This window comes from Nonomuraea sp. B208 (assembly GCF_057536035.1).
Genome location: NZ_BAAJOU010000021.1, coordinates 128447 through 148257, shown reverse-complemented (window position 1 = coordinate 148257; position 19811 = coordinate 128447). Strand labels below are relative to the sequence as shown.

Sequence of the window (19811 nt, the reverse complement as noted above, 5' to 3'; positions counted from 1 at the left end):
TGGCAGGCTTTGCCCGTGAACAGTGGCCCTGGTGGTCATCGCCGTCGTCGCCTGGAGGCGGCGGCGTCACGGGGTCGTGGTGATGCAGGACGTTGCGCTCGCGGTGGTGGTGGTGCTCGTTGTGATGTGGGAACCGTACGTTCCGCTGCATTGATGGCATCGCCAGAAGGTTCCTCCGTCCGGGAGAATGGCGCTGTGGCGAATTCCGTTGAGGCACCCCCCATGCCGGTCACCCTCAAGGCGGCTCGTATTCTCATCACGATCCAGGTGGCATTCGGCCTGGTGGGCTCCGGGCTCTTCCTGGCTCTTTTCTTCTCGAGCTTTGTTTGGGTGTACCTGCTCGGACTGGCGTTCGTCGCGGGAAGCACGGCCCTTCTCGGATGGCTGCTCAGCCGGTGGAACAGTCGCCGGATCTACCTGCGCTGGTCGCTCGTCGCCATGCAGGTGGTGCCGGTCGGCGTCGAGGTCGTGGACATGGTCCTCTATTCCACCGTCGACTGGCGGTCGGCGGTCGTCGGAAACAGTTTCGGCTGGGTGGTGGTCGTTCTGCTCTTGTTGCCCTCGGCCGGGCGGTGGTTCGACAAGCCCCGTGAGCTTCGGTAATCACGCCCGCAGGGTGCGTGATCCTGCTCTGCCTTTTCGGTGGCGGGTGTCGGCTTTGCGTTCCTGCGTGCAGTTGTACAGGCCGCTCGGATTTCGGGCGACCCTGGGCTATTTGGAGGCCGAAGCGGGCCGGTTCCAGCGGGAGGAGTCGGCGCTGTTGCGGGCGTTGGAGCTGGTCGAGGCCAGTCGGGCGGCTCGGCAGGTCGCGGTGCGGGATTATGCGGCGAGGCGGCTGGAGGCCAAGAAACGTGGTCGGCGGGTGCCGGGGGCGGGGGAAATCGATCCGAATGTTCAGGCGCGTTTCTACTGGTACGGCGCTCCTCGCGAAGCCGCTCTTTTCGCGTTGTGGTTCTGGCGTGAGCGTCGTCCGAGTGAGTTGATGCCGGCGGAGCTCGTTGAATGCGTTGAGGAATGCCTTCGGGCGACGGCCGGGCAACGTGATGCTCTCGTGGGACGGATCAGGGAGGTCGAGTCGCGGCTCCAGTCGTGGGAGTTGTTGCAGGTCGTACGGCACGTCGAGGTCGCTCTGGGATTGTGGACGGATTCGGGCTTGATCGAGACGGGGGCCGTGGCTATATCCTGATCGGGATGAACCTCTCTTTCAGCAGATTGGGGGTCCCGTTCGCGCAAGGTGAGTGCTGATGCGCTCCATGATCGCGGACGAGGATTCTCGCCTTCTTCTCTGGCTGCGCGTGCGCGAGTTCGCCGTGCCGCCCACCATGATCGAACGTGCGACCGCCCGCCGTGCCGTCGGCGACTGGGCGGGGGCGTGCGCCGCGGCGCGCGTGGACGTCGATCTCGACCTGCGTTCCGTGGCCCGCGTTCATGGGCACGAGGTCGCGGCCCGCGTACGGGATGATCTCCGGCATCTGGCTCCTGAGCTGCTGCGCTGGCACATGCCGCGGGTGGCGCCCGACGGTCTGCTGCGGCCTGGGCTGACCGTCGCGCTCGCGAGGTACGCGCCCGGGCTGCGGCTCGTGGCGCGTACGCCGCCGGTCCGGGCGGCGGCGGGGCAGCGGTTCGGCCTGGAGCTGTGGGACGCCGACCGGCCCGGGGCACGCGGGCATCCGCATCCGCGGCCCCATCGGTGCTTCCGGCTCGACCTGCATCGTCACCTGTGGGACGTACGCAGGGTGCATGAGCTACGGACGCGGTCGGGCGCCGGGGGGCCGGGCGGGTGCGCCGTGGATCGGTGGCCGGACGAGGCGCGGCTGCTGCTGCGGGCGGACAGGCAGGACGGGCAGGACGGGCAGGACGGGCAGGACGGTGACGCGGTCGTCGTGCGGCTCGGCGGGCGGCGGCGGCTGTTGCTGGACCTGTCGGCGCCGGAGCTCCGCATCACGACAGGCGGCGGTGCCGGGCTGCCGATGTTGCCGGACGCGGCGACGTGGGTGCTGCCTGACCTGGCGCTGCTGCGGGCGGGACTGATCGAGGCCGATCGGCTGCATCCGCTGGTCGCGGCGGCGCTCGTCCCCGGACACACGGTGACGAGTTACCCGAAGCCCACGGAAAGCGGCATGCAGCTGGTCCGGTGCCGTGATGCCCTGCATCGCGTCGGGCTCGTGGACGGGGTGCTCGTGCCACTCGATCACTCGGCCGACGAGGTACGCCGCGAGGAGCTGCTGGCAGCGCTGGGCGGCACCCCGCTGCCCTGCCTGGCGGCGATCGAGCTGGCGCACCGCGATCCGAGCTCGCTCGACGACGTACGGGGACGGCTGGAGCACGGCGACGTCGCCGGGGCGCTGGCCGTCGTCGAGCGGCTGCTCGGGCCGGGCGCCTCGCTGCCCGACGGCCCGCTGCGGGACGAGCTGGAGCGGGCGGCCCGGCGTCGGGTGGCTCATGGGCTGTTCCGGGCGGAGCTGGACGAGCTCGGGCCCGTCCCCGCCCGCCGTCCCCAGAGGCCCAGGCCCGCCCGTTCCCACCGGCGTACGCGCTGATCCCCGGGCCGCCGCGGCCCGCCCATCGAGACCTTCAAAGGTGATCCCCCTGTCCATGGACGTCGCTGCCGACCTGCTCGCCCTCCTCCACGACACCACCACGGAACCCCGCGCCGACCCGCAGCTGGAGGCGCTGGCCCTGACCGTGGCGGCCGACCTGCCGGTGCTGCTCTGGGGCGAGCCGGGCATCGGCAAGACCGCCGCACTGACACAGCTCGCCGACTCCCTCGACCTGCCGCTGACGACGGTGATCGCCAGCGTGCACGAGCCGTCCGACTTCTCCGGCCTGCCGGTGGTCGGGGACGATCCCGCCACGCAGGGCGTCCCGATGGCCCCGCCGGACTGGGCGGTGCACCTCGCGCGGGAGGGGCGGGGGCTGCTCTTCCTGGACGAGCTGTCCACCGCGCCGCCGGCCGTCCAGGCCGCGCTGCTGCGGCTCGTGCTGGAACGGCGGGTCGGCGCCCTGCGGCTGCCGCCGGGCGTACGGATCGTGGCGGCGGCCAACCCGCGCTCGTCGGCCGCCGACGGCTGGGAGCTCAGCCCGCCGCTCGCCAACCGGTTCGTGCACCTGCGGTGGGCTCACGATCACGACGTCGTGGTACGCGGCCTCGCCGGAACCTGGCCACGGGCGTCCCTGCCGCGGCTCGACCCGGCGCGGCTGGCGGAGGCGGTGGCGTTCGCCAGGCGGGCGGTGTGCGGGCTGCTCGCCGCCCGTCCCGCCCTCGTGCACCAGCTCCCCCAGAACGAGGCCCGCCGTGGCGGCCCCTGGCCCTCGCCACGGAGCTGGGACATGGCGCTGCGCCTGGTCGCCTTCGCCACGGCGGCGGGCACGTCGCGCGAGGTGCTGTCCATGCTGGTCAGGGGCACGGTCGGGGACGGCCCCGGGCTGGAGCTGCTGGCCTCGATGGACCGGATGGACCTGCCGGACCCCGAGACGCTGCTGGCGGACCCCGCGGGGGCGGAGCTGCCGGAGCGCGGTGACCTGCGGCAGGCCGTGCTCGACGGCGTGGTGGAGGCGGTGCGGAGACGTCCGGACCAGCCGCGGTGGGACGCGGCGTGGGCGGTTCTGGGCCGGGCGCTGGAGAGCGGGCCGCCGGATCTGGTCGTGGTGCCGGCGTCCACGCTCGCGGCGCTGCGGCGGGCGGGCTGGGACGTCCCCGCGTCGATCGACAGGCTCGCCGGCGTGGTGTCCCTGAGCAGGCAGGCGGACCTGGCCGAGGCCCGGGTGGCGGCGAGGCAGAGCGAATGGAGGCAGGGCGGATGACGGACACGCGGGAGAAGGTGTTCGCCGCCCGGCTGTACGCCGCCCGCGCCCGCCCCTATCTGGCGACGGCGCTGTACGCGCTGCACGTGGTCGAGTCGCGGCGGGTGCCGACGATGGCCGTGGACCGGCACTGGCGCTGCTATGTCTCGCCGGCGTTCGTCGCGACGACCCCGGTCGAGGAGCTGGCGGCGGTCTGGGTCCATGAGGTCTCCCACCTGCTGCGCGACCACCACGGGCGCGGCGACCGGGTCGCGGCCGAGCGGGGGCTCACCGGGCCGGGCGAGCGGCTGCGCATGAACATCGCCGCCGACCTGGAGATCAACGACGACGTGTACGGCGACGGGCTGGCCCGCCCGGACGGCGCCGCCAAGCCGGCCGACCTGGGGCTCCCCGAGGGCGAGCTGATGGAGGACTACCTGCGCATGTTCCGGCTGGGGCCGTACACGCAGGACCTGGCCTGGCTGGACTGCGGCAGCGGCGCCGACGGGCTGGACCGGGACTGGGACCTCGGGCCGGACGGCGCGGACGGGCTCAGCGAGCAGGAACGGGACGCCGTACGCTTCCGGGTCGCCCAGGGCATCGCCGCCCGTCCGGGGAGCGTGCCGAAGGGGTGGCGGCGGTGGGCCGAGGAGGCGTTCCATCCGCCCCAGCCGTGGCGGGAGCTGCTCGGGGCGGCGATCCGCGCGGCCGCCTCCGGCCCCGGGGCGGGCGACGACTACACCTACGGCCGGCCGGCGCGGCGCTCGGCCGCGCTGCCCGGCGTCGTCCTGCCGAGTCTTCGGCGCCGGCCGCCGCGGGTCGCCGTGGTCGTCGACACGTCGGGGTCGGTCAGCGACGCCGAGCTGGGCAGCGCGCTGCTGGAGGTCGCGGCGATCGTCCGCGCGGTGGGCGGGCGGCGCGACCTGGTGAGCGTGGTGTCGTGCGACGCGGCGGCCGGGGTGGTGCAGCCGCTGTGCCGGGCCGAAGGGCTCGCGCTGGTGGGCGGCGGCGGGACGGACCTGCGCCGGGGGTTCGCGCGGGCCCTCAGGATCGAGCCGCGGCCGGACGTCGTGGTGGTGCTCACCGACGGGCAGACCCCGTGGCCGGAGGAGCGGCCGGCCTGCCGGACGGTGGTGGGGCTGTTCCCCCGGGAGCGGCGGGCGTCGTGGCGCGAGGACGACCCCGGCTACGTGCCGGACCGGCCGCCCGCCTGGGCCCGCGTGGTGGCGATCGACGCAGCGTGAGCGGGCGGACACGGAGCTGGCATACTCGGGGAGTGCCCGCCTGTGTCCCGCGCGAGGATGCCTGTTGTCTCGGCGGCGCCGTGCCCACGATGGTGCTCAGAGCGGCCGCGCCCGTCGTCCAGCTTCCCCGGTTCCGGCTGGTCGGCGACGGCAGGCCGGCGACGTGTTCGGGCTTCGTGCTCACGCCCGGCGTGACCTTCGCCCTGGTCGAGGGGCCGGGGAGGTTCCGGCTCCTGGTGGAGGGGATCACGCACCTCGACGAGGCCGACGGGCGTTTCGCCTGGCTCGGCCACGTGGAGCGGGCCGGCGGTGCGGTGATCGCGGTGGTGGACCGGCGGGACGTCGCGCACGACTGGGCGGGGCTCGCGGCGGCCGGCCGGACCAGGGGCGGTTATGTGCCGATCGTCCGGCGGGCCGACAGGTTAAGGACAACCTAGACGGAAATTGGAAAGCCGAAAGGTAAATCATGCCATCCCATTGCTAACTATCTGGATTAGTATCACCACTGTGGGTGACGACCTGGCGGCGCGACTGGTGCGCAGAATCGGGCGGCGCGGGGCGTCGCTGGTCTTCGTCGGGCTGCTCAGCCTGGTGATCGGCGCTTCGCTGGTGTTCGCCGAGCCCGAGCAGCGCACCATGCCCGCCTTCACGATCCTGGCCGGGCTCGCCCCGCTGTCCGTCTGGGCCGCCGCCTGGTTCGCGGTCGGCGTGCTGTGCCTGGTGCAGACGTTCATGCGGTCCGACAGGATCGCCTTCGCCGCGGCCACCGCCCTGCTGCTGATGTACGGCCTGATCTTCCTGTCCTCCACCATCACCGGGCAGAACCCGCGCGGCTGGGTGACGGGGGCGGTCTGGCTGGCCTTCGGCGGCTGGATCGCGCTCATCGCCACCTGGCCGGAGGCGGCGCACCTGACCCGGGTGCCGACGTCCGGCGGGGCCGCCATCGTCGTCGCCGACGACGCCGGCACCATCCTGTCGTGGAACCCGCAGGCCAAGAGGATGTTCGGCTGGAGCACGGACGAGGCCGTCGGCCGCCCGCTGACGGTGCTCATGCCCGACCGCTACCGGGCGCGGCACGACGAGGGGCTGGCCCGGGTCCGCGCCAAGGGCAGATCCGACCTTTCCGGCGAGGTCATCCCGCTGATGGGGCTGCGCCGCGACGGCACCGAGTTCCCGATCTCGCTGACGGTCAACGCCTGGCACACCGACGACGGCATCACCTACACCGGCGTGATCCGGGCCTTGGGAGGAGGCCGTGGTGTCCGGGATCGCTGACGTGCTCACCCAGATCGCCATCGGGGTGGTCCCCCTCGGGGTGGCCTACCTCGCGTTCAAGTCCGCGACGGACGCCAACAGGAAGACCCAGCAGACCGCGTTGATGCAGGCCGAGCGGCAGGCGGAGCTGGAGCGTTCCAAAGTGGACGCGGAGGCGTTCACCCGCGCGAAGATCATCTACGAGGACGCGCTGAGCCAGATGGAGCGGCAGATGGAGCGCGTGCAGAGCCAGGCGACGCGGCTCGGCGCCGACCTGCTGGCCGAGCAGAGCAGCTCCACCGCGATGCGCGACCACATCCGCCGCCTTCAGGCGCAGATCCGCGCCCTGGAGCGCACGGTCGTCGCGCTGCGCACGCAGCTCGTCGCGGCCGGGCTGACGCCCGCGCCGATCTCGGAGGCCACCGGCCCCTACGCGGTCAACCTCCAGCGCCCGCGCCCGGAGGACTGAGAAAGGGGTCAGAGCCCGTACGCCTGCGCCAGCAGCTCGGCAGAACGCAGCCACAGCTTCCGGTCGGGGGCGGAGAAGGCGACGATCAGCTCGTCGGCGCGCGCGTGCTCGGCGAAGCGGTCCACATACTCCTTGACCTCGGCCTGGTCGCCGACCGCCGTGTACTTCATCATCTGCAGGAGCTGCTGCCCGGCGGGCGATTCGAGGATCATGTCCGCCTCCTCCGGCGTGAACGTACGGCCCCGCCCGAGGAACCTGCTCACCCGCAGCCGCTTGGCCTCCAGGAACTGCTCGCGCGCCTCCTCGCCGGTGTCGGCGGCGATGACGTTGAGCGCGGCGATCACGTACGGCCGGTCGAGCTGCGCGGACGGCTTGAACTCGGTGCGGTAGACGGTGACCGCCTCCTCCAGCGCCGCCGGGGCGAAGTGCGAGGCGAAGGCGTACGGCAGCCCGAGCATGGCGGCGAGCTGCGCCCCGAACAGGGAGGAGCCGAGGATGTACAGCGGCACGTTCGTGCCCTTGCCCGGGGTGGCGTGGACGCCGGGGATGCGGGTCTCGCCGGTCAGGTAGCCCTGGAGCTCCAGCACGTCCTGCGGGAACGTGTCGGCGGACGACGGGGTGCGGCGCAGGGCGCGCATGGTGTTCTGGTCGCTGCCGGGGGCGCGGCCGAGGCCGAGGTCGATGCGGCCCGGGTGCAGGGTCTCCAGGGTGCCGAACTGCTCGGCGATCGTCAGCGGCGAGTGGTTCGGGAGCATGACGCCGCCCGCGCCGAGGCGGATCGTCCGGGTGTGAGCGGCGATGTGGGCGATGAGCACGCTGGTCGCCGAGGAGGCGATGCTGTCCATGTTGTGGTGCTCGGCGTACCAGACGCGGCGGTAGCCCAGCTCCTCCGCGCGCTGCGCCAGGGTGACGCTGGCGGCGAAGCTGTCCGCGGCCGTCTCGCCGTCGCCGATGTGCGCCAGATCGAGGATGGACAGCGGCAAAGCCATGGGTACGCGCCTTTCGTCGATGATCTGGCTTTCTGCAACAGCGACGAGGGCGCGGATATTTCAGCCGCCCGCCGGGCCCCGAGGCGTGGGGCCCGGCGGGGCGACGGTCAGGACGCGGTGCAGGTCACCTGCGACGGGGTGGTGTTCTGGCCGCTGGAGTTGACCAGGAAGCCGAACGTCGTCCCGGCGCCGGCGGACAGGCTGCCGTTCCAGGACAGGTTGGTCACGGTGACGGCGCTGGAGCCGGAGAGGTTGCCGTTCCAGAGCTGGGTGATGGTCTGGCCGTTCGGCAGCGTGAAGCCCACCCGCCAGCCGGAGATCGCCGACGAGCCGGTGTTCTTGACGGCGACCTCACCCTGGTAGCCGCCCTGCCACTGGCTGGCGATCCGGTACGTGGCGGTGCAGCCGGAGGGGCCGTTGGTGGGAGTGTCTGTGGGGGTCACGGTCGGGGTCGGCCCGTCCGTGGGCGGCGGGGCCGCCATGGCGAGGTCGTACGCCCGCTGCGGCACGAACTGCCCGGCCGCCGCGATGCACCCGTCCGCCTCGCCGGGCGGCTTGACCCAGAGGAAGGCGTCGATCGCGGAGTCGCCGGTGTTCGTGGTGCTCCAGGTGCCGGTGGCGCGGCCGCCCGGGTCACACCACTCGCTCCCGGACGGGCCGTTGCCGTTGCGGCTGGTGTCGATGACGGCCTTGAGCCGGGAGACGCCGGTCGCGGAGATCACGCTCTTCGCGTACGACACCAGGCCGGGCGTCGAGCGGTAGTTGGAGGTGTTGAGCGCGATGCCGTCGGCGCTGTTCGCGACGTCGGCGCCGTTGAGCCGGGAGGCGGCCTCGGAGGCCGACAGCCAGGCGTCGTGGCCGATGTCGAAGTAGACCTTGGCCTGGCCGCGCAGCTTCTTGCCCGCGTACGCCATGGACGCCTTGACCTGGGCCTGCTCGGAGGCGTTCATGCAGTTGGTCATGATGGCCAGGGCGTCGGGCTCCAGGATGACGGTGGCCGGGCGGCCGGCCAGGCCGAGCGCGATCTGGTCGATCCAGGACCGGTAGGAGGAGTGGTCGGGGGCGCCGCCGGCGCTCGCGCCGCCGCAGTCGCGGTTGGGCATGGCGTACACGACCATGATGGGGACCTTGCCGGCCGAGGCGGCGGCGCCGACGTAGGCGTCGACCTGGCTGCGCACGGTGGACGGGTTGTAGCTGGCGAACCAGCGGCCCTGCGGCACGGCGGCGACGCGGTCCCTGATGACGGGGGTGCGGCTGTCGCCCGGGTTGGCGGCCACCCACTTGGCGGCGTTGGTCTGGGGGTCGACGTAGAAAGCGGAGTCGGCGGCCTGGGCGGTGGACGAGGACATGACGACCGCCCCGGCCGCGGCCATGGCGGCCGCCGTGAGGAACGCCGCGAGCACGGGCCTTCTGCGAGACATGCGATCACTCCGTTGGTTGTGTGGGAGCGCTCCCACCGGCACCACGGATGCTAGGTAGCCGTTCTCGCCGCCTCAAAGACCTCCGACCGATCGCGGGCACGTCTCCGCAGGCCAGACGGGGCGCGAAAGGTGAAACTTTCACTCCTCCAGGCAGGCGCGGAAGACCGCCGTGAGCCGGTCCACGTCGCGCTCCGTGGGGACCGAGGGGCCGAGGCGGCGGCGCGTGGCGCCCACGCCGAGGACGACGGCGGTGGCCATGCGGGCCCGCGCCAGCGCGTCGGGGCCGCCGCCCAGCCGGGCCTGCAACGGCTGGAGCACCGCGGTGATCAGGCGTTCGCGGCCCACGTCCACGATCTCGGGATGACGGGCCGAACGTTCGAGCGCACGCAGGATCGGGCTGTCCGGGGGGCGGCGCATGCGCTCGGCGGCGTACTCGGCCAGCCGGCGCGGCAGCTCCGCGCGCCCGCCTTCGAGCAGCCAGTCGATGGTGGGCTCGCCCTCCAGGACCGCGGCGAACAGCCCGGCCTTGGAGCCGAAGTAGCGGCCGACCAGCGCGATGTTCGCGTCGGCGGCGGCAGCGATCATGCGGACCGTCACCTGCTCGTATCCCTGCTCCCCGAACAGCGTGCGCGCCGCCTGCAGGATGCGCTCGCGCGTGGCCTCGCGCCCGCGCGGCCTGCTCTCGGTCGCCTGGCTCTCGGTCACCTGGGCCTCCATGTTCCGCACTCTACTCACGTGAGGGTGTGCTGACCCCCGCTTGCCGCGCGGCTAGTAAACATGCGTATACTCGCGTCGGGTAAAAACGGTATGAAGGGGATGTGGTGTCTTGGTAGCCCAAGCTCACGCCGCAGCTCCCCCCGCGAAGCGGACCTACACCCACCGCGAGATCCTCGAGGTCATGTCCGGGCTGATGCTCGCGATGCTCACGTCGATGATCTCGACCTCGGTGGTGGGCACGGCTCTGCCGACGATCGTGGGGGAGCTCGGCGGTCAGGACCAGTACTCATGGGTGGCCAGCGCCACCATGCTGACGATGACGGTCTCCACGCCGTTGTGGGGCAAGCTGTCCGACCTGTTCGGGCGCAAGCTGCTCTTCCAGACGGCGCTGGGACTGTTCGTGTCGGCGTCCTTGGTGGCGGGCCTCTCGCAGGACATGGGACAGCTCATCGCCGCCCGTGCCGTGCAGGGCCTGGGTGTGGGTGGTTTGTCGGCGCTGTCCCAGGTGATCCTGGGGGACATCGTCTCGCCCCGCGAGCGTGGCCGGTACTCCGGCTACATGGGAGCGGTCTTCGGCATCTCGACGGTCGCCGGACCGCTGCTCGGCGGGTTCATCGTGGACGCCGACTGGCTCGGCTGGCGCTGGTGCTTCTACGTGGTGGTGCCGTTCGCGGCGGTGGCGTTCGTCGTCATCCAGAAGGTGCTGCGGCTGCCGCCGGTCAAGCGCAACACCTCCATCGACATCTGGGGCGCGACCACCATCACGGCCAGCGCGAGCGCGCTCATGCTGCTGCTCACGCTCGGCGGCAACGAGTTCGCGTGGAACTCGTTCTGGACGTACTTCCTGGCTGCGACGGCCCTGCTCATGCTGGCGCTGTCGGTGCTGTCCGAGCGGACGGCCAGGAACCCGATCCTGCCGCCTCGGCTGTTCCGTAACCCGACGTTCGTGCTGACCAGCCTCGCCTCGCTCTTCGTCGGCATGGCGATGTTCGGCGCGATGATCTACCTGCCCCAGTACCTGCAGATCGTCAAGGGCATGAGCCCGACGAACTCCGGCCTGATGACGCTGCCCATGGTCGTGGCGCTGTTCCTGTCCGGCGTCATCTCCGGCAAGATCGTCACCAACACCGGCAAGTGGAAGATCTTCCCCGTCGCCGGCCTGCTCATCGTGGCCATCGGGCTGTTCATGCTGTCGCGGCTGCACGTCGACTCCAGCGAATGGCTCATCGGCTTCGACGTCGCCGTGCTCGGCGTCGGGCTGGGCCTTTCCATGCAGATGCTCATCCTCGCCGCACAGAACGGCTCCGAGCTGCGGGACATGGCCTCGACCACGTCCGGTGTGTCGTTCTTCCGCTCGCTGGGCGGCGCCGTCGGCGTGGCCGCGTTCGGCGCCATCCTGACGGGCCGGCTCAAGGACGAGATGGCCACGCTGATCGCGGAGGCCGGGATCAAGGTCCGCGGCGGCGGGGACATCAAGCTCGGCAGTCCGGACGCCATCCAGGCGCTGCCGGGTCCGCTCAAGAACATCGTGCTGGAGGCGTTCACCCGCGGCCTGGAGACCGTGTTCATCGTGGGCGTGCCCATCGCGCTGCTCGGTTTCGTCGCCACGCTCTTCCTCAAGGAGCTGCCGCTGCGCGGCTCCACCATGCCGCCCGCCGAGCCGCAGCCGCTCAGCAAGGACGACCTCGTCCTCGCCGGGCTGCTGCTGGAGCTCGTCGCCCAGCGGGTCGAGCGGTCCAACGGCGAGCCGTCCGCGCTGCTCACCGCGGTCGCCAGGATGGCGCCCGAGGACGCCAGGTCCGAACGCGAGCGCGCCAGATCGGTGGCGCAGACCGTGCTGCGCCCGACCTCGCGCGCGCTGCTCGCGCAGGCCACGCCGGCCCAGAAAGACCTCGTCACAGGAGGAATCCCCCAATGATTCGCAAGTTCGTGGGCGCCGTCGCCTCCACCCTGGCCGTGCTGGCCGGGCTGTGGCTGATGATCGCCCCCTGGGCCCTCGGCAGCCAGCCGGAGAACCGTGACTGGACCGACATCACCACCTCCGAGTTCTGGACCGGTCTCGGCGTGGCCGTCGTGGGGCTCGCCGGCGCGATCAGCTTCGCCCTCGCCATCTACGAGGAGCTGGTCGTGCGCGGCGCCGTGGTCGTGAAGCCGCGCCGGGTCGAGCCCGAGCCCGAGATCGTCCCGGCCGCGCCGCCGCAGGCGTCCTCGGCCGAGCTGGCGGCCCTGCTCGCCCCGCTCGTCGAGGCCCTTCGCGAGGACATGAACCGGACCGACCGCGCCGGCGGCGAGCACCGGCAGAACGGCAGGACCACCCTGGTCGGAATGGAGGAGAACCGATGAAGGCGAAGCTGGGCGTAGGCGCCCTGGTCGTGCTGTTCCTGGGCGGCCTGTGGCTGGTCGCGGCCCCGTTCGCGGTCGGCTACCAGCCGAGGGGCGCCGAGTACGCCGACGCGACCGTCAACGACCTGTGGGTCGGCGGCGGCCTCATCGGCATCGCGTTCGTCGCCCTCGTCGTCTACGCCGCCGACGCGCTGCGCGAGCTGGCGCGCCGCGGCAAGCACGCCGAGAGCTGACGCGAGAGCGCCGTGTCCGGCGGTGACGTCGACCCCCGCTGGGAGCCGCTGGCAGGCCGGCTCCCCGACGGGGCGTTCGAGATCGGCAAGGACGGCGCGGGCCTGCTGGTGGTGGGGTTCGACGGGTCCGGGCCGAGTCGCAACGCGCTCGCGTACGCGGCCGGCCTGGCCCGCAGGGACAACGCCTCGCTGCTCGTCGTCTTCGTCGAGGCGCTGAACAGCGCGAGCCTGTGGTTCTTCGCCGGCTCGCCCATCATCCCCGACTCGGCGGCCGACCTCACGGAGGACCTCAAGGACGAGCTGAGGGGCAGCGGCGTGCCGTGGCGGTTCGTCAGCGTCCGGGGCGACGCGGCCCGCGAGCTGGAAGCACTGGCCGGCTCCTACATGGCCGACGCCATCGTGGTGGGCCGCTCGCGGCACTCCCTGTTCGGGTCGGTGGCGGGCGCGCTGGCGAAACGGGCTCGCCGTACTGTGCTGATAGTCCCCTGACCTGGCAAGACGTCGCATATGGTGGCTAGATGAAGCGTGCTGTCGCCATGGCGTTCGTGGCCCTCACGACCGTGTCGTGCGGCGCGACGCCGCCCGTCGCATCGTCCGCTCCCTCGCCGGAGCCGCCCGCGAGCTCGCCGTCGGCCCCGGCGTCGCCCACGGCCTCGCCCACGGCGACGCCGAGTTCCACCGCGCCGCCCGCTTTCTCGGCGAAGGTGACCGCCGTCGCGCGCGACCGCCTGCCCTACTCGTGGCGGCCCGGCTGTCCGGTCCACTACCGGGATCTGCGGCTGGTGACGCTGTCGTACTGGGGGTTCGACAACAAGCCGCACACCGGCGAGCTCGTGGTGCACAAGAGCGTCACCGACGACATCGTGACGGTCTTCAGGAAGCTGTACGGATGGCGCTGGCCCATCAGGCAGATGAAGCTCGTGGACGCCTTCAAGGCCGACGACTACGCCTCGATCGAGGCCGACAACACCTCGGCCTTCAACTGCCGGCGGGCGACCGGGTCCAGCAACTGGTCGAACCACGCCTACGGCAAGGCGATCGACGTCAATCCCCGCGAAAACCCATATGTCACCGCAAGTGGCAGCACGGCGCACAAAAATGCCGAAAAGTTCACCGAGCGCCCGATGAAGGGCAAAGGTGTGATCAATCCCGGCGACAAGGTCGTGAAGGCGTTCGCGCAGGTCGGCTGGGAGTGGGGCGGCTACTGGTCCGGCACCAAGGACCTCCAGCACTTCTCCAAGGGCGGAGGCTGACACAATCACGCCATGGCGGCTAAGGACGGCGACGGCTGGATCGAGTGTGCCCAGGGCCACCGGCACTGGGGGCTGCACGGAGCCTCGGGGCTCCTCCTCGTGCACCACGACCCCGCCGGCACGCCGTACGTCCTCATGCAGAAACGGGTCTGGTGGAGCCACCACGGCGGCACCTGGGGGCTGCCGGGCGGCGCCCGCGACAGCCACGAGGACGCCGTCGCCTCGGCGCTGCGCGAGGCCCGCGAGGAGGCCGCGCTCGGCGCCGACGAGCTCCGGGTGCAGGGCGTCTACCTCGACGACCACGGCGGGTGGGCGTTCGAGACGGTGATCGCCGAGACGGCCGAGCTGCTGGCCGCCGCCCCCGCCAATCAGGAGAGCACCGAGCTGCGCTGGGTCGCCCTACCCGAGATCGCCGCGCGCGAGCTGCATCCGGGCTTCGCCGCCACCTGGGGCGCCATCCAAGGGGTGATCCAGCCGGAGACGGTCGTCCTCGACGTCGCCAACATCGTCGGCGCGCGGGCCGAGCACGGCTGGTGGCGCGACCGGGCCGGGGCCGCCGCGCGGCTGCTGGAGGACGTCGCCGGGCTCGGACTGCGGCATCCGGTGCTGGCGCAGTGGTTCCCGAGGGTGGTCGCGATCGTCGAAGGGGCGGCCAAGGACGTGCCCGGCCCGCCCGGTGTGCAGGTGGTGCCCGCCACGGGCAGCGGCGACGACACGATCGTCGAGGTCGTACGCCAGGCCAGGCCCTGGGAACGGGTGCTCGTCGTCACCGCCGACCGGGGGCTGCGGCAGCGGGTGGGCGAGCTGGGCGCCGAGAGCGTGGGCCCGAAATGGCTGCTGTCGCAGCTAGGCCGGCACCACGCCGTCGAAGACGGCCTTGAGCCCGGTCACCTCTAACACCCGCTCCAGGACGCCGTGCACGCCCACCAGGGTCAGCGAGCCGGCGTGGGCCGCGACCCGGCGCTGATGCTCCACCAGCGCCCACAGGCCGCTCGAATCGCAGAAGTCGAGCAGGCTCGCGTCGACGACGACGTCCACCCTGCCCTCGGCGAAGAGCGCGGTCAGGCTCTCCTTCAACAACGGCGCGGTGAGCTTGTCGAGCTCGCCGATCACGTGGACGCGCGCGTGGGGGCCGCCGCGCTCCACCTCGACGTCGAGATCCGCCACCTCCTGAACGTACACCGGCCTCATCACAGCCGCTATCGTGGTTTCCGCACAGGAGGGTTCGCATAGTGGACGAGTGCAGCCGCCTTGAAAGCGGCCAGGTCAGCGATGGCCTCGTGGGTTCGAATCCCACACCCTCCGCTCACTCCCTCAGGGCGGCGAAACCGTCGCCCACGTGCGCGGCGAGCTTGAGGTAGGCCTCGCGCGTGCTGTCCTGGAGCCGGTCGAGGTCGATCTCCGCGCCCTCCTCCAGATGCGGGTCGTACGGCACCCGCACCACGGCCCGGCACCGGGCCGCGAAGTGGGCCTCCAGCTTCTGGATGTCCACCGCCGACTTCGACCGCGGCCTGACACTGCACAGCACCACCGTCGCGTTCTTCACCAGATCGCCGTAGTGGTGGGCCTCCAGCCAGTCGAGCGTGGCCGAGGCCGCCCGCGCGCCGTCCACCGACGGGGAGCTGACCAGCACGATCTGGTCGGCCAGCCCGAGCACGCCGCCCATCGCCGAGTGGAGCAGGCCGGTGCCGCAGTCGGTGATGCAGATCGAGTAGAAGTTCTCCAGCACCTGCGAGACGGCCTGGTAGTCGGCCCCGCTGAACGCCTCCGACACCGACGGGTCGCGGTCCGAGGCCAGCACCTCCAGCCGGGACGGCGCCTGCGAGGTGAACGCCCTGATGTCGACGTAGCGCTTGACCTGGTCGCGCTCGTTGAGCAGGTCGCGCACGGTGGCCGAGGTCTCCAGCACCAGCTTGTCGGACAGCGTGCCCCGGTCGGGGTTGGCGTCCACGGCGATGACGCGGTCGCCGCGCACCTGGGCCAGCGTGGCGCCGAGGCCGACGGTGGTCGTGGTCTTGCCCACGCCGCCCTTCAGGCTCAGCACGGCCACCCGGTGGTGGCCGGTGGTGACCGGGGTGCGGGCGCGGTTCATCAGCTCGCGGCGGCGGCGGACCTCCGGCGGCTCGCCCGGCTTGATCCAGCCTCCGGACGCCTTGTAGACCAGGCGGCGCCAGCCCTTGGACGGGGCGTTGCGCCGGCCGCGGAGCAGGGTCTCGGGGTCGAGGCTGTCGGCGGTCGGGCGGCCGGTGACCGGCGGGCGGGGCGGGGAGGTGAACACGGGGACGGGAGCCGGGCGGCGGCGGACGACGGGCGGGATGTCGCGTTCGGCCGGACGCCACTCCTGCTGCTCGGTCCACTGGGGGCGGTCCTGCCGCTGGAGCGGGGCGCTCCCCTGCGGCTCGGCCCCGGTGGGCTCGCTCGCCGGGCGCTCGCCGCCGGGCGGCTCCGCGCTGGAGGGCTCTGAGCGGGACGGCTCGGGGCCGAACGGGCCGGGCTTGAGCGGGTCGGGGCGAGCCGGCTCGGGACGGGCCGGGTCGGGGCGGGCCGACTCGGGGCGGGCCAACTCGGAACGGGCCGGGTCGAGGCGGGCCGGCTCGGGGAGGGGCAGCTCCTGCTCGTAGGTCGCGGGCTCGTGGGGCCGCTCCGTGCGATGCTCGGCGGCGTCGGGCGTGTCCGCCTGCGAGGTGGGCTTGTCCTTGGGGAGTCCTGCGACGGGACCCGCGGGCCGGTCGCCGGGGGACGGCGAGACCGCGGCCTCGCCGGGGGACCCCGCCGGCGAGCCGGGGCGGGAGTCGCCACGGGACTCGGAACGTGAGCCGGCGCGGGAGTCGCCATGGAAGTCGATGCGGAAGTCGATGCGGGAGTCGATGCGGGAGCCGGCGCCGGTATCGGCGCCGCTGAGCTCGGCGCCGAACGCGGCGTGAGGCTCCGGTTGAGGTCCTGAGTCGGGCTGGCCCCACTTCGGGGGCTCGTTCCTGGGCTGGGTGGCGGCCCAGGGCTCCGGCTGCTCCTCCTGCGCGGGCTCCTCGGCCCGCGCGGGCTCCTCGAACGCCCCTCGCCGCCATCCGCCCGGCTCCGACGGCCGCGACCAGTCGGCCGGCGGCCAGGTCTCGTCCGCCCGCCGGTCCTCGGGCTCGTCCTGGCGTCCTTCCTCGGGCCTGTCCGCCGCGGGCGGCTGGGCCGGCTCGGCGGACGGCGTGAACGTCAGCCCGTACGCCTCGGTGTCCTCGGACCGCGGCAGCGGCTTGAGCGGCGCGTGGAACGGGTCGTCCACGGCGGGCGCGGGCGGCTGGTCACGGTTGATCTCCCGCAGGGCCTCGCGGGTGATGTCCGTGGTGGCCGCGTCCCCGAGCCATCCGGCATCGGCGTCGGCGGCGGGCTCGGCGGCCGCGACGGAGTCGGCGGCCGCGCGGAACAGCGTCGGCGCCGGGGTGTCGGGCTGCGCGGGGACCAGCGACCACGGGTCCTTGGGGTACGGCGAGACCGGCTCGTCGGCAGCCGCGGCCGAGGCGCCGACGGTGACCGGGGTCTCGTCGCTCTCCTTGATCGCGTCAAGCCAGGCCAGCTGTTCCTCGAGAGATTCCTCTCGATCGTGTCTTGCCACCGTGTTCCCCCTCGGGTGGGTCTAAAGGGGCAGCAAATACCTTGCAGGTTAACGCGCTGGCAACCGGTCCAGCCCACCAACCCACAACTTCTTTGCCCGGCTACCGTGGATCGCATGCGAGCCATTGAGATCACCCGGCCCGGCGGGCCGGAGGTGCTGGAGTGGCGCGAGGTGCCCGACCCCGAGGTCGGGCGGGGGGACGTGCTCATCGACGTCACCGCCTCGGCGCTCAATCGTGCCGACGTCCTGCAGCGGGGCGGCAACTACGACCCGCCGCCGGGGGCGCCGCCGTACCCGGGGCTGGAGGTCTCGGGCGTGGTCGCCGAGGTCGGCGCGGACGTCGAGCAGTTCAAGCCAGGCGACGAGGTGTGCGCGCTGCTCGGCGGCGGCGGTTACGCCGAGCGCGTAGCGGTGCCGTGGCAGCAGGTCATGCCGGCGCCCGAGGGCGTCCCGCTCAAGGAGGCCGCCGGGCTGCCGGAGGTCGCCTGCACGGTCTGGTCCAACGTCTTCATGCTGGCCCGGCTGCGCAGGGGCGAGACGCTGCTGGTGCACGGCGGGGCCAGCGGCATCGGCACGTTCGCCGTCCAGCTCGCCAAGGCGCTCGGCTCCCACGTGGTCGCCACCGTCGGCAGCGCGGAGAAGGCCGAGCGGGTGCGCAGGCTCGGCGCGGACGAGGTCGTCAACTACCGCGAGGAGGACTTCGCCGAGAGGGTCGAGGCCGACGTCATCCTCGACATCATGGGGGCGAAATACCTCGCGGGGAACCTCAAGGTCCTGCGCACCGGCGGCCGGCTGGTCATCATCGCGCTCCAGGGCGGCAGCAAGGCCGAGATCAACCTCGGCGCCCTCATGGCCAAGCGCGCCTCCGTGCACGGCACCACGCTCCGCGCCCGGCCGGTGGACGAGAAGGGCGCGATCGTCCGCAGCGTCGTCGAGAACGTGTGGCCCCTGGTCACGGGGGGTGCGGTGCGCCCGGTCGTGTACGCGGAAGTCCCCATGTCCGATGCTGCCGAAGCGCACCGTATGTTGGATTCCGGGGAGCACGTCGGCAAGATCCTGCTAGTACGGTGAGTGTTATGAACGCTGAGGACAACAACACCCCTCACATCGTGGTGGTGGGCCCCGACTTCCAGGGAGGTCAGGGCGATAGCAGCGAAGAGGACCGTTCGGTCACCCAGCTGGTCGAGCAGCCGGCGAAGGTGATGCGCATCGGCAGCATGATCCGCCAGCTTCTGGAGGAGGTGCGCGCGGCTCCTCTCGACGAGGCCAGCCGCAAGCGGCTGAAGGACATCCACGCCTCCTCGATCAAGGAGCTGGAGGACGGTCTGGCGCCGGAGCTGGTGGAGGAGCTTGAGCGGTTGTCGCTGCCGTTCACGGACGACACCGGCGCCCCGCCGAGCGAGGCCGAGCTGCGCATCGCGCACGCCCAGCTGGTCGGCTGGCTCGAAGGGCTGTTCCACGGCATCCAGACCACGCTGTTCGCGCAGCAGATGGCGGCCCGTGCGCAGCTTGAGCAGATGCGCAGGGCGCTGCCCGGCGTGCCGCAGTCGATGGACGAGTCCGGGCGTCCCCACGGGGGTTCCGGGCCCTACCTGTAGCCGTTTCCGGGCCCCCGCCCGAGGGTCAGAACAGCTTCTCCAGCACCTGCGCGACGCCGTCCTCGTCGTTGGCCGCGGTCACGTGATCGACCGCCGCCAGCACGTCGGGGTGCGCGTTCGCGACGGCGTACGACGTGCCTGCCCAGCTCAGCATGGGCAGGTCGTTCGGCATGTCGCCGAACGCCACGACCTCGCCCGCCTCGATGCCGTGCTCCTGGGCGAACGCCGCCAGCGCCGTGGCCTTGGTCACACCCTGGGCGCTCATCTCGATGAGCCCTCGACGGCTGGAGTGGGTGGCCGTCACCAGGTGGCCGACCAGGTCGTGCACCATGGCGTGCAGCTCGTCCGCGTCCATGTGCGGGTGCAGGGCCAGCAGCTTGGCGCAGGGGCGGGCGGTCATGGATGCGGCCTGCGCCTCGACCGCCCGGCGGTCCAGGAAATCGGACTCATGCGCAAAACCGGCTTCATACTCGACCGAAAATACGAGATCGGACACGTTCGCTCTTAGCTGAGCGACGACTTCCTCAAGGACCTCCGCCTCGATGAGGTGGGATTCCACTATCCGCTCGGTATGCAAGTCGTAGATCAGGGCCCCATTCGCACAGATCGCGAGCCCATGGTGACGTACCGCACCCGCCACACCCCCCATCCACCGGGGCGGCCGGCCGGTCACGAACACGAGCATGGCACCGGAGTCCTCGACGCGGGCGAAGGCCGCGACGGTCCGGGGAGACACGGTTCCGTCCCGGCGAAGGGCGGTTCCGTCCAGGTCGGTGGCCACAAGGCGGGGTGTCGGGTCGCTGTGCATAACAGGTTCCAGTTTGCCCGGTGAGGCCGCCTGACAGAAATCTTCGATCGGACGGAACACCGACGCGCCAGAATGGTGTTAGATGTGATGGCGTT

The 19811-nt window shown here is 72.0% G+C and carries 23 protein-coding genes and 1 tRNA gene; 18 read left to right on the top strand and 6 right to left on the bottom strand.

Annotated features, from left to right (window positions below; translation table 11 throughout):
* Nucleotides 1-31 precede the first annotated feature (31 nt).
* From AC27IY_RS17470 to AC27IY_RS17430, 9 genes are all read left to right on the top strand, one after another.
* Nucleotides 32-154, top strand: coding sequence for a hypothetical protein (locus tag AC27IY_RS17470; RefSeq protein WP_487178531.1), 123 nt, complete (start codon nt 32-34; stop codon nt 152-154).
* Nucleotides 155-222: 68 nt separating this feature from the next.
* Nucleotides 223-603, top strand: coding sequence for a hypothetical protein (locus AC27IY_RS17465; RefSeq protein WP_423478319.1), 381 nt, complete (start codon nt 223-225; stop codon nt 601-603).
* Between the two features lie 112 nt (nt 604-715).
* Nucleotides 716-1186 carry a hypothetical protein gene (locus tag AC27IY_RS17460; protein WP_487178530.1) on the top strand — a complete coding sequence of 157 codons (471 nt, stop codon included), beginning with the start codon at nt 716-718 and terminating at the stop codon, nt 1184-1186.
* A gap of 58 nt (nt 1187-1244) precedes the next feature.
* On the top strand, nt 1245-2540 hold the full coding sequence (locus AC27IY_RS17455; RefSeq protein WP_487178529.1) for a hypothetical protein: 1296 nt from the start codon (nt 1245-1247) through the stop codon (nt 2538-2540).
* Between the two features lie 55 nt (nt 2541-2595).
* On the top strand, nt 2596-3804 hold the full coding sequence (locus tag AC27IY_RS17450; protein ID WP_487178528.1) for an AAA family ATPase: 1209 nt from the start codon (nt 2596-2598) through the stop codon (nt 3802-3804).
* Nucleotides 3801-5027: a vWA domain-containing protein gene (locus AC27IY_RS17445; protein ID WP_487178527.1), complete on the top strand. Its 1227-nt coding sequence runs from the start codon at nt 3801-3803 to the stop codon at nt 5025-5027. The genes AC27IY_RS17450 and AC27IY_RS17445 overlap by 4 nt, the downstream gene beginning before the upstream one ends.
* Before the next feature lie 89 nt (nt 5028-5116).
* On the top strand, nt 5117-5464 hold the full coding sequence (locus AC27IY_RS17440) for a hypothetical protein (RefSeq protein ID WP_487178526.1): 348 nt from the start codon (nt 5117-5119) through the stop codon (nt 5462-5464).
* A gap of 70 nt (nt 5465-5534) precedes the next feature.
* Entirely contained in the window at nt 5535-6302 is a 768-nt protein-coding gene (locus AC27IY_RS17435; protein WP_487178525.1) for a PAS domain S-box protein, read from the top strand.
* Nucleotides 6286-6750, top strand: a complete 465-nt coding sequence (locus tag AC27IY_RS17430) for a hypothetical protein (RefSeq protein ID WP_423478325.1) — start codon at nt 6286-6288, stop codon at nt 6748-6750. Before AC27IY_RS17435 ends, AC27IY_RS17430 begins: the two co-directional genes overlap by 17 nt.
* Before the next feature lie 8 nt (nt 6751-6758).
* Here AC27IY_RS17430 and AC27IY_RS17425 read toward each other — a convergent pair whose 3' ends face one another.
* From AC27IY_RS17425 to AC27IY_RS17415, 3 genes are all read right to left on the bottom strand, one after another.
* Nucleotides 6759-7739, bottom strand: coding sequence for an LLM class flavin-dependent oxidoreductase (locus tag AC27IY_RS17425; protein WP_487178524.1), 981 nt, complete (start codon nt 7737-7739; stop codon nt 6759-6761).
* Between the two features lie 107 nt (nt 7740-7846).
* Nucleotides 7847-9160, bottom strand: coding sequence for a glycoside hydrolase family 6 protein (locus AC27IY_RS17420; RefSeq protein ID WP_487178523.1), 1314 nt, complete (start codon nt 9158-9160; stop codon nt 7847-7849).
* Between the two features lie 138 nt (nt 9161-9298).
* Nucleotides 9299-9877 carry a TetR/AcrR family transcriptional regulator gene (locus AC27IY_RS17415; RefSeq protein WP_344213838.1) on the bottom strand — a complete coding sequence of 193 codons (579 nt, stop codon included), beginning with the start codon at nt 9875-9877 and terminating at the stop codon, nt 9299-9301.
* A 109-nt stretch (nt 9878-9986) separates the two neighbouring features.
* Between AC27IY_RS17415 and AC27IY_RS17410 the strand changes: the two genes are divergently transcribed.
* Genes AC27IY_RS17410 through AC27IY_RS17385 form a run of 6 tightly spaced genes read left to right on the top strand, consistent with a single transcriptional unit; the run spans nt 9987 to nt 14603 of the window.
* Complete coding sequence (locus tag AC27IY_RS17410; protein WP_423478327.1) at nt 9987-11795, top strand: MDR family MFS transporter; 1809 nt, start codon at nt 9987-9989, stop codon at nt 11793-11795.
* Nucleotides 11792-12220 (top strand): SPW repeat protein, encoded by a 429-nt coding sequence (locus tag AC27IY_RS17405; RefSeq protein ID WP_423478328.1) that lies wholly within the window; start codon nt 11792-11794, stop codon nt 12218-12220. Before AC27IY_RS17410 ends, AC27IY_RS17405 begins: the two co-directional genes overlap by 4 nt.
* Nucleotides 12217-12453: a hypothetical protein gene (locus AC27IY_RS17400; protein WP_329588187.1), complete on the top strand. Its 237-nt coding sequence runs from the start codon at nt 12217-12219 to the stop codon at nt 12451-12453. Before AC27IY_RS17405 ends, AC27IY_RS17400 begins: the two co-directional genes overlap by 4 nt.
* Before the next feature lie 12 nt (nt 12454-12465).
* Nucleotides 12466-12942, top strand: coding sequence for a universal stress protein (locus AC27IY_RS17395; RefSeq protein WP_423452123.1), 477 nt, complete (start codon nt 12466-12468; stop codon nt 12940-12942).
* 29 nt (nt 12943-12971) lie between these two features.
* A complete protein-coding gene (locus AC27IY_RS17390) occupies nt 12972-13706 on the top strand; it encodes a M15 family metallopeptidase (RefSeq protein ID WP_449949318.1) in 735 nt (244 codons plus the stop codon).
* A 12-nt stretch (nt 13707-13718) separates the two neighbouring features.
* Nucleotides 13719-14603 carry an NUDIX hydrolase gene (locus tag AC27IY_RS17385; RefSeq protein ID WP_423478330.1) on the top strand — a complete coding sequence of 295 codons (885 nt, stop codon included), beginning with the start codon at nt 13719-13721 and terminating at the stop codon, nt 14601-14603.
* Here the strand turns inward: AC27IY_RS17385 and AC27IY_RS17380 are convergent.
* Nucleotides 14553-14873, bottom strand: a complete 321-nt coding sequence (locus AC27IY_RS17380; RefSeq protein ID WP_371248814.1) for an STAS domain-containing protein — start codon at nt 14871-14873, stop codon at nt 14553-14555. The genes AC27IY_RS17385 and AC27IY_RS17380 overlap by 51 nt on opposite strands.
* Before the next feature lie 51 nt (nt 14874-14924).
* On the opposite strand from AC27IY_RS17380, the gene AC27IY_RS17375 reads away from it, so the two are divergent.
* Nucleotides 14925-15011: transfer RNA gene (locus AC27IY_RS17375), tRNA-Ser, on the top strand.
* A 1-nt stretch (nt 15012) separates the two neighbouring features.
* Here AC27IY_RS17375 and AC27IY_RS17370 read toward each other — a convergent pair.
* Nucleotides 15013-17310: a MinD/ParA family ATP-binding protein gene (locus AC27IY_RS17370; RefSeq protein ID WP_487178522.1), complete on the bottom strand. Its 2298-nt coding sequence runs from the start codon at nt 17308-17310 to the stop codon at nt 15013-15015.
* Nucleotides 17311-17424: 114 nt separating this feature from the next.
* Between AC27IY_RS17370 and AC27IY_RS17365 the strand changes: the two genes are divergently transcribed.
* Together AC27IY_RS17365 and AC27IY_RS17360 are read left to right on the top strand one after the other, a co-directional pair.
* Nucleotides 17425-18381: an NAD(P)H-quinone oxidoreductase gene (locus AC27IY_RS17365; RefSeq protein ID WP_449949309.1), complete on the top strand. Its 957-nt coding sequence runs from the start codon at nt 17425-17427 to the stop codon at nt 18379-18381.
* Nucleotides 18382-18386: 5 nt separating this feature from the next.
* A complete protein-coding gene (locus AC27IY_RS17360; protein ID WP_344213857.1) occupies nt 18387-18908 on the top strand; it encodes a bacterial proteasome activator family protein in 522 nt (173 codons plus the stop codon).
* A 25-nt stretch (nt 18909-18933) separates the two neighbouring features.
* Here AC27IY_RS17360 and AC27IY_RS17355 read toward each other — a convergent pair whose 3' ends face one another.
* Entirely contained in the window at nt 18934-19689 is a 756-nt protein-coding gene (locus AC27IY_RS17355; RefSeq protein WP_449949306.1) for a Cof-type HAD-IIB family hydrolase, read from the bottom strand.
* Nucleotides 19690-19811: the final 122 nt, after the last annotated feature.